This is a genomic window from Erwinia endophytica (assembly GCF_009295515.1).
GTDB lineage: Bacteria > Pseudomonadota > Gammaproteobacteria > Enterobacterales > Enterobacteriaceae > Erwinia > Erwinia endophytica.
On record NZ_RQVV01000037.1, the window covers coordinates 1 to 12071 of the forward strand.

Genomic DNA, 12071 nt, shown 5'->3' on the forward strand with positions numbered 1-12071 from the left:
ACAGTGAGATCATAGAATTATGAGTTAGTTCCATTTTTTTAACAAAGTACGATCCAGCCCTGTCGTAAGAGTCGTAAGAGTCGCCTGTGCTGCCTGTCGATGCCAACAGCTCCGCCTCCTGCAGCCGTTGGGTGTACGCCAAGGACACGTATTGGGAGCCCTTGTCCGGGTGATGAATTGTACCTGAGGGGCGACGTGCCCACAGAGCCTGTTCCAGTGCATCGCGCGAACCTTGCTACCATCGACGATGAGACTCGCCAGCCAACGATCGTGCCCGCGAACACATCGATGATGAAAGCCACATAGGCGAAGCCCTGCCAGGTGCTGACGTACGTAAAATCTGCACACCAAAGCTGACAGGGACGTTCTGCCACGAACTGGCGGTTTACCTGATCCGCTGCTGTCGCTGCTTTGCGACCGAGCGTGGTTCTGATGACTTTGCCGCGGAGTACGCCCCGAAGACCGATTATTTTCATCAGGCGTTCAACAGTACACCGGGCAACACTAAAGCCTTCGCGGAGTAACTGACGCCAGACTTTTCGTGCGCCATAAACACTGTAATTTTCTTCGTAAACACGTTTTATCTCCTGGCTGATTTGAGCATCGCACTTTTCTCGTTGGCTACATTTCTCCGGATACCGCCGGCGTTGCTGATGCCAGTAATATGTCGACGAGGCAATATCCAGTTCGCGACATACCGGCCCGACCCCGTGTGTACCACTCAGACGCTGCATCAGTGGCATTATTTTTTCCAGTGGCGGTCGAGCTCCGCCTGAGCAAAATAAGCTGAGGCCTGACGCAATATATCATTGCTGCGGCGTAGCTCCCGATTCTCACGTTCCAGTTCTTTTAAACGCTGGTGCTCATTGGTGCTCAGTCCGCCATCATCAGTGCTGACGAGGCTGACACCACCACGGACATCATTTTTATGCTGACGCAACCAAGCTCGTAAGGTGTCGTAATGACATCCGATTTTTGACGAGATGGCACGAATGGCATCCGGCTCAGAGTCATACTCATCACGGTGTTCCCACAACATTCTGACAACGCGCTCACACAGTTCAGGGGGATAGCGTTTGGCGGATTGTGATTTCATTTGAGATCTCCTTTCACTGAGAGTTTAGTCTCCAAGAAACCCGGGACGGTTCAATATATCCAGCCCGCTTTCCGGTTTGGCGCTGTCAGCCTGAAAAGGGATTTTACCAACAGGAAGGTCGTGGAATATTGATAGGGCATTTTAAGGTAATGACCAGCTAGGTAGTCGCGGTTGATACGCCAAGCCACAATCTCACTGTCGGCCATACACTGAAGCGGAACGGCCTTATCAGCATTGATCTCACTCAGTACCGCGCCGGGAGCCGTCACATCTGTCAGGTGTATTCCGCCATGCCACATTTTATTGGTGCCGGCCAGCCAGGAGCCGTGCGGCTCCCGCCCGATACAGGTCATAATCTCGTTCAGGCTCGCGTAATCCTCACCATTCGCCTTACGCGCCGGGAAGCTGGTTTTCACAGGAAATTACTTATTCTTAACAGGGTTAAGTCCTCATCATACACCGGACAAGACTTAACCAGAGTTTCCCCTGTGTTATAATATGTTACTGGCACATGACTGTCCTGGAGACACCTTATGAAACACAAAAAAACTCACTCCCACCGAAGAAAAACGGCTGGCGGATGCATTTGTCGCGCAGGCGCTGGCTATGGGCCTGAAAGGCAATAAAAAACTGCCAAAGGACATCAAGCTACAGGTTCGGGACAGGGTGCTCGCATCCATTCAGGCCGACCGGCAAGCCAGTGAGGCGCAGCTGGCCCGAAGGCTGGAGCATGAGGCGGCGGAAAATACCTTCAGCTGGAAACCAGTAATCCGCCGGCGCTGAAGATGGGTTATGCTTTTACGATGAGACACTAACGGGACACTGTCATTTTTATGGCATGGCACACTGTTCAGGACACCCTGAAATTAACCGGAAAATCGCGGTCGCAATTATACCGGGACATGGCTAAAGGCCTTGTCAGCTACCGGACAGGGAAGGATGACCGCCGGGAGTTCGAAACCAGCGAACTAATCCGAGCTTACGGTGAACTCCGTACCAGTGAGACACCGAAAAGGCACAGAAAGGGACAGTCAAAAAAAGGCGATATGCCGGCGGAAAATCCGCAGTTAGAGGCTATTCAGCAGAAGCTGGATGCACTGCAGCAGACCGTCACCCTGATGATCGAGGATAAGGCCGCTCGGGAAGCGGAAAATCGCCAGCGGGATGAGGAACGGGAGCAGCTGCAGGCGGAGATAAGCCGGCTGACTGACGCACTGGCGCAGGAAAAGAAACGCGGGTTCTGGTCGCGCCTGTTTCGCCCCGGCGCAGAGTGACCGTGCCGGTCGCCCGGATTGAACATCACACCCGTTATATGTCGGACAGGAAAAAGCCCGCTTGTGCGGGCCATCAAGTCTGAGTCTAAGGCGAGCAATACCCTCCTTTGTGATGAGAGCCAGTTCCGCCATGCGGATGCTCGCCTTTCGGACATGCTATTGCTGATGCAGACATAGCACCAAGCGTCACAACCATCAGTAACGTTATAATTTTTTCACTCTTCACTCCTGTCTAATTAAACGGACTTTTAAGCTAATCCCCTGTTTTAACCAGAATTGTGAACGCAAGCGAATAACCATAAAAAAAGAAGGGATTAATATTGAAATCCGGCCTCGGCAACATAATATGTGAAGGCGTACGGCACATTGTTGTACGGAAAAAAGGTGGGAAAATGAGTAAAAAACATGCGTATGTAGAACACAGACCAACATCCACGAATAAACATGCCACCACTGAACATCACGTGGTAATTGTCGATGGTAAAGAAGTGAAGAAAACCAACACACAAAAAGATGCGGCTGACTGGGCTATTAGTATGGATTTCGTGGTACATGTAGCTCGTGAGCGCCATCTCCAGGATCGCGATACTCCGGCTCACTGGCGTCAATACAATTAAGGAAAAAACATTTAATGTCAGGAACAGTAGCCCTTCCTCACGTATGTCCAAAATGCAGGAAGACCACAGCAAAAACTGCCGCCGAATTACTGACGTTGTTCGGCTATCGGACTATTCCTTCTGGGGCAACGAATCAGAGTTGGTGTCGTGAGTGTCGCGGTAAATCATAAGCAAAAAGCCCTGCGGGGCTTTTTTTGGTTCTGTCGCATTAAGCGGCCCATCAGGTAACATGCTGTTTTGTTTTTGTGATGTTGCCTGCCCATGCCCCTGACCAGAAAAGCCTTCAAACGCCTGCATTATCCCGCTGATGTAATAGCCCAGAGTGTCCGCTGGTACCTGGCGTACTCACTCAGCCTGCGCAATCTCGAAGAGATGATGGTAGAGCGTGGGATCGTCGTTGACCATTCCACACTTCACCGCTGGGTTATTCGTCTTGTCCCACTGCTGGATAAGGCGTTCCGTCGGCATAAACGTTCCATGGGCCACCGATGGCGAATGGATGAAACGGACATCAGGGTGAGAGGCAAGTGGAAATACCTGTACCGGGTAGTTGACGGCGAAGCGTGATGCCTCAGCTGCTCTGCGCTTCTTTCGTAAGGCCATCCGACATCACGGCCGGCCAGAAGTAGTGACCATAGACAAAAGTGGAGCGAATACAGCAGCACTCGCGGTGCTTAACGCCGGCAGAGAAGACGATGAGCACATTAAGGTCAGGCAGAGTAAGTATCTGAACAATCTGATTGAGCAGGACCACCGGAATATCAAACGACGAATACGTTTGATGCTGGGATTTAAGTCGTTCCGCCGGGCACAGGCCATTCTGGCCAGCATTGAACTGATTCACATGATACGTAAAGGGCAATATCAGCGCCCGGCCGGGGACGGGATGTTCCCGGCAGAACAGTTTTATCTGTTAACAGTCTGAAAAACAGTCAACATGATTTTTGTCACACTGCTGCCGTTAATGCGACAGAACCGCATAAATACCTCCCCTTCACTGCCGTCATCCAGACCCGCCAGAATACCTAACAATGTCGATTTACCGGAACCCGACTCACCGATCAGCGCGATAGTTTCAGCCGGTTTGACAACCAGCTCAACTCCGGTAAGGATGGACAACCGATGTTCTCCCTGACCGACGGACTTACTAAGACGATGAACATTCAACAATGTTTTCCGCTGGCATTACCTTGTCCTGTTATTATTGACGCTGACGACGTTACGCGCGATGGCGGCAGATACCCTGCTGGTACTCGGCTACAGTCTGAGCGCGGGTTACCGAATGCCCGCAACCACAGCATGGCCAGCGTTACTCAATGAAAAATGGCGGCAGTGATGGTTTACGCGGTTTTCCACCGCAGAATATCGAACAAGATCTGAGTAAAATCATCACGCTGGTGAAAGCGGCGAGCGCACAACCGTTACTGATGCAAATCCGTTTGCCCGCCAACTACGGCCGCCGTTATACCGAGGCTTTCAGTCGGATTTACCCCAAACTGGCCAAAGAGTTTGCTGTCCCGCTGGTGCCTTTTTTTATGGAACAGGTCTATCTGAACCCCCAATGGATGCAGTCAGATGGCATCCATCCCTCTGCCGCTGCTCAACCGTTTATTACCGAACTGCTGGATAAAGAACTGGCACCATTAGTTAAACATGAGTGAACAGATTTGCAGGCTATTGACAGGTAAAGTTATGCAAAAAATTATAGTAATAACCGGATGTTCCAGTGGGATCGGTCTGGTTGCCGCCAACGATTTACTGCGCCGAGGTTATCGGATCTTCGCCGCCTGCCGCAAACCACAAGACGTGGTGCGCATGGATGAACTGGGATTTACCGGCATAGAACTGGATCTGAATGACCGCGACAGCGTATCCCGTGCGGCTGAACAAATCCTTGAACTCAGCGATAACCGGCTATTCGCCCTGTTTAATAACGGCGGCTATGGCGTGTACGGTCCACTGGAATCCATCAGTCGCGAACAGGTGGAACAACAGTTCGCCACTAACCTTTTTGGCACACATCAGTTGACCACCTTGCTATTGCCAGCCCTGCGGGCCAGCGGCGACGCACGGATTATCAATACCAGTTCGGTGTTGGGGCTGATCTCCACTCCGGGCCGGGGTATTTACGCCGCCAGTAAATACGCGCTGGAAGCCTGGTCAGATGCATTACGCATGGAATTGCACGGCAGCGGCATTCACGTTAGCCTGATTGAGCCCGGCCCGATCAAAAGCCGCTTCACCGATAACGTCAATCAGACGCAGCGGAACAATCCTGTAAAAAACCCGGGTATTGCCGCCCGTTTTACCCTGCCGCCTGAGGCAATTTTACCTAAACTTCATCATGCCCTGGAGAGTAAAAAACCCTGTCTGCGCTATCCCGTGACCATCGTCGCCCACGTGATGACGCTGTTACGGCGTTTACTTCCAGGCTGGATACTGGATCGCATTTTGCGCGGTAAATAAGCGGATAACGAGAATAAACCTTGAAGCGCGGGGCACCGCCCCAATAAAGTAAGAAACCCTGTAAAAGAGACGAATTCATGTCACCACAAGCAGACATCATTAGCATTAACGAAACCAACCTGCACCAGACACTGGAGCAGTCAATGCAGACGCCGGTTCTGTTTTATTTCTGGTCGGCCCGTAGCCAGCACTGTCAGACACTGACACCACTGCTGGAACGTCTGGCGCAGGAATATGCCGGCCAGTTCATTCTGGCGGAACTGGATTGCGATGCTGAACCCGCTGTGGCCCAGCAGTTTGGCTTACGCGCCATTCCGACCGTTTATCTGTTCCAAAACGGCCAGCCGGTGGATGGCTTCCAGGGACCACAGTCAGAAGAGGCGATCCGCTCGTTGCTGCACAAAGTACTGCCGAAAGAAGAAGAACTGAAGGCGCAACAAGGTAGACAATTGATGCAGGAAGGCAAGACACTGGAAGCGCTACCGCTACTGAAAGAAGCCTGGCAACTGAGCAAGCAGAACAGTGAGATGGGCTTTCTGCTGGCCGAAGCGCTGATAGCCCTCAACCGCAGCGATGAAGCACAGACAGTTCTGGACACCGTGCCATTGCAGGATAAAGATACCCGCTATCAGGGGCTGATTGCCCAGATAGATCTGCTGAAACAAGCCGCCGACACACCGGAAATCCAGCAATTGCAGCAGCAAATGACCGCCGATCCGGATAATGCCGAACTGGCAACCAAACTGGCCTTGCAATTGCATCAGGTTGGCCGTAATGAAGAAGCGCTGGAACTGCTGTTCAATCATCTGAAGAAAGATTTAAGTGCGGCAAACGGTCAGGCGCGTACAATACTGCAAGAGATCCTGGCGGCGCTGGGTACCGGCGATGCGCTGGCAGCGAAATATCGCCGACAGCTTTATTCTTTATTGTACTGACTCCACAAAACAATTCGTGTTGCAGCATCGCGGCAATTGATGTGACAAATCGCTCAAAAACTGATTTGAACAACGTTGGTTCTGGCTCCCTAAGTGGGATCCAGGACGGCGTCACAGCAACCCCCGGAAGTTTCAGGTAAATAACTGGGGTAGCTGGAGCAATTGCAACGCGAAGTATAAAGTGGAACACCGAAGGGAATCATTCGGTACTCGACCAACAATCTGGAGGTTATATGCTCACTGTCCTTCCTGTCATTATTATCCTGGCGCTGATCGTCGTCTGGTCTGGCGTAAAAATTGTCCCTCAAGGCTATCAGTGGACGGTGGAACGCTTTGGTCGCTATACCAAAACCCTGCAACCCGGCCTGAATCTGCTGGTGCCGTTTATGGATCGAGTCGGTCGCAAGATCAGCATGATGGAGCAGGTACTCGACATTCCCTCGCAAGAGATCATTTCCAAAGACAACGCCAGCGTCACCATTGATGCCGTCTGTTTTATTCAGGCCGTGGATCCTGCTCGCGCGGCCTATGAAGTCAGTAATCTTGAACTGGCGATCATTAATCTGACCATGACCAATATGCGTACAGTCCTCGGTTCAATGGAACTCGATGAGATGCTGTCCCAGCGCGACAATATCAATACCCGACTACTGCGTATTGTTGACGAGGCAACCAACCCCTGGGGGATTAAAATCACCCGTATCGAAATCCGTGATGTACGTCCACCTGCGGAGTTGATCGCGTCAATGAACGCGCAAATGAAAGCCGAGCGAACCAAGCGAGCCGATATTCTGGAAGCTGAAGGGGTACGTCAGGCTGCCATCCTGCGTGCGGAAGGGGAGAAACAGTCGCAAATCCTCAAAGCTGAAGGCGAACGGCAATCCGCATTCTTACAGGCGGAAGCGCGGGAACGTAGTGCTCAGGCAGAAGCCGCCGCCACTAAAATGGTTTCAGAAGCTATCGCCGCCGGTGACATTCAAGCCATCAACTACTTCGTTGCACAGAAATACACGGATGCCTTGCAGAAGATCGGCTCCTCCAGCAACAGCAAAATGGTGATGATGCCGCTGGATGCCACCAGCTTGATGGGATCTCTCGCCGGAATTTCCGAACTGCTGAGCGAAACCAAAAAAGAACGAGGACGCTGATGGTCGCCGAACTGCTCGCAACCCCGTGGTGGGGATGGCTGACGGTCGGGGGCATATTGCTGGCAGCTGAAATGCTGGGGACCAGCGGTTATCTGCTATGGAGCGGTATAGCGGCATTGCTGGTCAGCCTGCTGGTGTGGCTGGTGCCGCTATCGTGGGAATGGCAGGGCATCAGCTTTGCCGTGCTGACAATATTATCCGCCGTAGGATGGTATCACTGGCTAAAAGGCCATAATCGTAATCAGCCCCCCTCCTTCCTCAACCAGCGCGGTAAACAAATGATTGGCCGTAAACTAACCCTGAATGAACCGCTGGTCGATGGCTTTGGCCATGTGAACATTGGCGACAGCAGTTGGCGCGTAGTGGCAAAAGAGGATTTCCCTGCCGGGACGCACGTCACCGTAGTGGCGGTCGAGGGGATTACCCTGCGGATTATCAAGCACACAGAAAACTCAGTTGGCTGAGGTCATCACCGTCGGCGTCACAGACAGCAGAACCCTGGTTATGCTTGCCGGAATAGCCAGGGCGAAGTTAAAGCTAATGTCATCGGTATATAGGCTACTTCGGGCTTTTTTTATCGTGACAGCATCCGGCCAGATCATTGATTATCGGGCAGTCGGCGCTTTCATCTCCAGGGCAACTTTCGGCCAGAGTCAGCAACCGCTCCCGCATCAGGGTCAGCTCACGAATATGTGACTCAATTTCTGCCACTTTATTCAGTGTGCGGGCTTTAACATCGGCGCTATGGCGCTGGGGATTATTGAACAGTGAGACCATTTCACGGCACTCCTCCAGATTGAATCCAACCTGTCGTGCCTGACGTAACAGAGTCAGTTCTTCGAGGTGTTTTGCCGTGTAACTACGATAACCATTTTCACTGCGCTGCGGTGCCGTAACCAGCCCTTTCTCCTCGTAAAAACGAATGGTTTTGCTGGTCAGCCCTGTTTTACGGGCCACATCGCTGATATTCATATTGTCTCCTTGACCTTTACCTTGCTGGAAGGTTTAACCTGCATAACTACTGTAAAACCTTACCGGGGTCAAACCCGGTAATCAGGAGTTCGTACCATGTCACAAACTATTTTATTGACGCTGGAAGGCCTGTCCTGTGGCCACTGCGTAAAACGGGTAAAAGAAACGCTGGAGCAACGCTCCGATGTGGATCAGGCTGAGGTGTCAATCACCGAAGCGCGTGTGAGTGGCAATGCTCACGCCGAAGAACTGATCGCCGCCATCGAGCAGGCAGGCTACCATGCAACGCAGGCACAGGGGACAGAGCCCCCCCCAAAGCCTGAACCGCTGACAGAATCAGACATTCAGCCGGAAGCGCTGACAGCGGAGCCCACTCAGCTTCCGGCACAGGATACAAAAAGTTTCCATCTGCTGATTGATGGCATGAGCTGCGCCAGTTGTGTCAGCCGGGTGCAAACCGCATTGCAACATGTTTCCGGCGTCAGTCAGGCTCGCGTTAATCTGGCCGAACGCAGTGCGCTGGTATTGGGTAAAGTCGCCCCCAACGTATTGATCCAGGCAGTGAAGGATGCCGGTTACGATGCAGAAATTATCGAAGATGATAACGAACGCCGTGAAAAGCAACAGCAAAAAGCGACTAAAGCCATGCATCGTTTCCGCTGGCAGGCCATACTGGCGCTAACGCTGGGTATCCCACTGATGATGTGGGGAATGATCGGCGACAATATGATGTTGACCGCCGACAATCGCAATGTCTGGCTAACAATTGGCCTGTTAACCCTGTTGGTGATGATCGTCGCCGGAGGTCATTTTTATCGTAGCGCGTGGCGTAGCCTGCTGAAAGGCTCAGCCACAATGGATACGCTGGTAGCTCTGGGGACCGCTGCGGCCTGGCTCTATTCGATAACCGTCAATCTGTGGCCTGATATTTTTCCGCATGAAGCCCGCCATCTTTATTACGAAGCCAGCGCGATGATTATCGGATTGATTAATCTGGGTCATATGCTGGAGCAACGGGCACGCCAGCGATCCTCACAGGCGCTTGAGCGTCTGTTGGATCTCACGCCCCCCACCGCCCGGGTAGTCACCGCATCCGGAGAAAAGATCGTCGGATTAAGTGAAGTACAACCGGGCATGATACTGCGCCTGACGACCGGTGATCGCGTCCCCGTAGATGGCATTATCAGTCAGGGAGAAGCGTGGCTGAATGAGGCGATGCTCACCGGCGAGGCCCTGCCGCAACAAAAGACTCAGGGTGACAAAGTGCATGCCGGGACGGTAATGCAGGATGGTAGCGTCGTCTTTACCGCCAGCGCCGTCGGTAAAAACACCACGCTGTCGCGTATTATCAATCTGGTACGTCAGGCGCAAAGCAGCAAACCGGAGATCGGCCAACTGGCTGACCGCATCTCAGCGGTGTTTGTTCCAGTCGTTGTCGCTATCGCCATGCTGAGTGCGGCGGTCTGGTATTTCGTCGGCCCTGCGCCACAGATCGTTTACACCATGGTCATCGCCACCACCGTCCTGATTATCGCCTGCCCTTGCGCGCTTGGACTGGCAACGCCAATGTCGATTATTGCCGGCGTTGGCCGGGCAGCCGAGTTTGGTGTATTGGTACGTGATGCCGATGCGTTGCAACGCGCCAGTGCCTTGTCGATACTGGTGTTCGACAAAACCGGCACCCTGACCGAAGGCATGCCGAGCGTGACGGAGATAACGCTGTTTAACGGTATCAATGAAGAGCAGGCTCTGCTCTGGGCAGCTGCACTGGAACAGGGTTCGCAACATCCACTGGCCCACGCCATCCTGGCGAGAGCCGGAAAACGCGCCATTCCCGCGATGACACAATTCCGAACCCTGCGAGGTATGGGAGTGAGCGGTACGCTAGGCGGCATGGAGTTATTGCTGGGAAACAGCGCGCTGCTGGCTCAGCAGAATATCACCATCACTCAGGCAGAGGCTATAATAGCCTCCCACTCAGCGCAAGGCATCACCCCGGTGTTACTCGCCGTAGATGGCGAGCTCAAGGCCATGTTTTCAATACGCGATCCGCTGCGCTCAACAAGCGTGTCGGCGCTGAAGCGACTACGTGGACGCGGCTATCAGTTAGTCATGCTGACCGGCGACAATGAGCTAACCGCCAGAGCAATCGCGCAAGAAGCGGGGCTGGACAAGGTGATCGCGGGGGTCCTGCCGGAAGGCAAAGCAGACGCTATCCGCGATCTGCAACAGCAGGGTCATCACGTGGCGATGATTGGCGATGGCATTAACGATGCGCCCGCGCTGGCGCAAGCCGATGTTGGCATCGCGATGGGCAGCGGCAGCGATGTGGCAATTGAAACCGCGGGGATCACGCTGATGCGCCACGATCTGACGACGCTGGCCGATGCCCTTGCTATCGCCAAAGCCACGCTACGCAACATGAAGCAAAACCTGCTGGGTGCTTTTGTTTATAACGCCTGCGGCATCCCTGTTGCGGCTGGCGTGCTATATCCACTGACCGGCACACTGCTCAGTCCGGTAGTGGCGGGGGCCGCGATGGCGCTATCTTCTATTACCGTGGTGAGTAATGCTAACCGGTTGATCCGCTATCGCCCCCCAGCCAACAAATAAACCTCTCCTGAGCGAGTTGACGTCTGTTTTTCCCCTGTTCCTCAGCCAGTTAAAGCGTTAGCATTGGAGCAATCAGCAATAAGGCACAGAATATGGGAACACGATGGTGTAAGGTCGCCGCCCTGTGGCGACAATTCTCTCCGACTCGCTATGCCTATCCGGCACAAGATATCATCTTCGACCACTGTCATCTGCACCTGGTCGGCAGCATTCATATGGGTACCCAGACCATGATGCCGTTGCCTGCCACCTTGCAAGCGCAGTTGGATCGCGCGGATGCGCTGATTGTGGAAGCGGATATTAGCACCGGCGCGTCACCGTTTAGCGAGAGTGAAATATGCCCACCGCTGGCAGAGCGTCTGTCTGCCGAACAGATGGCTCATCTGTTACGTCGGTGTGAGGAAGTGGCGATAGACAGTGAAATGATTGATACACTCCCCGCCTGGCAGGTAGCGCTGATGCTGCAAGCACAACAGGCGCAACGTCTTGGGCTGCAGTCTGATTACGGCATTGATTTTCAACTACTCAAAGCCGCCCATGCGCGGCAGAAAAAAGTGATTGAACTGGAAGGGACGGAAAACCAACTGGCGCTGTTGAAAAGGCTGCCCAATAACGGACTTTCACTGCTGGAAGATACGCTGACGCACTGGCATACCAACGCGCGGCTGTTGCAAACAATGATCAGTTGGTGGCTGGAAAGCCCACCATCCAGTCATCAGACTACGCTGACCAACACCTTTAACCGTGCGTTGAATGACGTACTGATTCGGCAGCGTAACCAGCATTGGTCCCAGGCTCTACGTGAACTCCCGCCCGGGAAATACGTAGTGGCTGTCGGCGCCCTGCACCTTTATGGTGAAGATAATTTGCCCGATTTACTAAAAAACAACTGAAAAAAAAGGCCAATATTACTATCGGCCCGTCAAAGAAGAATTTTTTTTATGATTTTA

At 53.0% G+C, this 12071-nt stretch carries 11 protein-coding genes, 4 pseudogenes and 1 other annotated feature; of the genes and pseudogenes, 11 read left to right on the top strand and 4 right to left on the bottom strand.

Annotated elements, in window-relative coordinates; genetic code table 11:
- A pseudogene (locus tag EH228_RS11735) lies at positions 1-1096 on the bottom strand (IS3 family transposase); the annotation flags it as partial.
- Positions 672-788: a sequence feature (AL1L pseudoknot), on the bottom strand. (Overlaps the previous pseudogene by 117 nt.)
- Before the next feature lie 50 nt (positions 1097-1146).
- Entirely contained in the window at positions 1147-1512 is a 366-nt protein-coding gene (locus EH228_RS11740) for a hypothetical protein (protein WP_193323334.1), read from the bottom strand.
- Positions 1513-1702: 190 nt separating this feature from the next.
- Between EH228_RS11740 and EH228_RS11745 the strand changes: the two genes are divergently transcribed.
- From EH228_RS11745 to EH228_RS11760, 4 genes and pseudogenes are all read left to right on the top strand, one after another.
- The gene (locus tag EH228_RS11745) at positions 1703-1879 is read left to right on the top strand and encodes a hypothetical protein (protein WP_240116282.1); all 177 of its coding nucleotides are present in this window, start codon (positions 1703-1705) and stop codon (positions 1877-1879) included.
- A 50-nt stretch (positions 1880-1929) separates the two neighbouring features.
- A complete protein-coding gene (locus EH228_RS11750) occupies positions 1930-2370 on the top strand; it encodes an entry exclusion protein 1 (protein WP_152321848.1) in 441 nt (146 codons plus the stop codon).
- A 392-nt stretch (positions 2371-2762) separates the two neighbouring features.
- On the top strand, positions 2763-2987 hold the full coding sequence (locus EH228_RS11755) for a hypothetical protein (RefSeq protein WP_152321849.1): 225 nt from the start codon (positions 2763-2765) through the stop codon (positions 2985-2987).
- A 261-nt stretch (positions 2988-3248) separates the two neighbouring features.
- Positions 3249-3912: pseudogene (locus EH228_RS11760) on the top strand (IS6 family transposase).
- Positions 3913-3965: 53 nt separating this feature from the next.
- Here EH228_RS11760 and EH228_RS11765 read toward each other — a convergent pair.
- A pseudogene (locus tag EH228_RS11765) lies at positions 3966-4173 on the bottom strand (ATP-binding cassette domain-containing protein); the annotation flags it as partial.
- 9 nt (positions 4174-4182) lie between these two features.
- On the opposite strand from EH228_RS11765, the pseudogene EH228_RS11770 reads away from it, so the two are divergent.
- The 5 genes and pseudogenes from EH228_RS11770 to EH228_RS11790 all read left to right on the top strand — a co-directional run bounded on the left by EH228_RS11770 (position 4183) and on the right by EH228_RS11790 (position 8000).
- Positions 4183-4648, top strand: a pseudogene (locus EH228_RS11770) (SGNH/GDSL hydrolase family protein).
- Positions 4649-4679: 31 nt separating this feature from the next.
- Positions 4680-5453, top strand: a complete 774-nt coding sequence (locus EH228_RS11775) for an SDR family oxidoreductase (protein ID WP_152321850.1) — start codon at positions 4680-4682, stop codon at positions 5451-5453.
- Positions 5454-5530: 77 nt separating this feature from the next.
- Positions 5531-6388 carry a co-chaperone YbbN gene (locus tag EH228_RS11780; RefSeq protein WP_152321851.1) on the top strand — a complete coding sequence of 286 codons (858 nt, stop codon included), beginning with the start codon at positions 5531-5533 and terminating at the stop codon, positions 6386-6388.
- Between the two features lie 233 nt (positions 6389-6621).
- The gene (locus tag EH228_RS11785) at positions 6622-7536 is read left to right on the top strand and encodes an SPFH domain-containing protein (protein WP_152321852.1); all 915 of its coding nucleotides are present in this window, start codon (positions 6622-6624) and stop codon (positions 7534-7536) included.
- Complete coding sequence (locus EH228_RS11790) at positions 7536-8000, top strand: NfeD family protein (protein ID WP_152321853.1); 465 nt, start codon at positions 7536-7538, stop codon at positions 7998-8000. The genes EH228_RS11785 and EH228_RS11790 overlap by 1 nt, the downstream gene beginning before the upstream one ends.
- Positions 8001-8094: 94 nt before the next feature.
- Here EH228_RS11790 and cueR read toward each other — a convergent pair whose 3' ends face one another.
- Positions 8095-8508, bottom strand: a complete 414-nt coding sequence (gene cueR, locus EH228_RS11795; protein WP_152321854.1) for a Cu(I)-responsive transcriptional regulator — start codon at positions 8506-8508, stop codon at positions 8095-8097.
- A 96-nt stretch (positions 8509-8604) separates the two neighbouring features.
- Here cueR and copA point away from each other — a divergent pair, with 96 nt between their 5' ends.
- On the top strand, positions 8605-11121 hold the full coding sequence (gene copA / locus EH228_RS11800) for a copper-exporting P-type ATPase CopA (RefSeq protein ID WP_152321855.1): 2517 nt from the start codon (positions 8605-8607) through the stop codon (positions 11119-11121).
- 92 nt (positions 11122-11213) lie between these two features.
- Positions 11214-12014, top strand: a complete 801-nt coding sequence (locus tag EH228_RS11805; protein ID WP_152321856.1) for a TraB/GumN family protein — start codon at positions 11214-11216, stop codon at positions 12012-12014.
- Positions 12015-12071 lie beyond the last annotated feature (57 nt).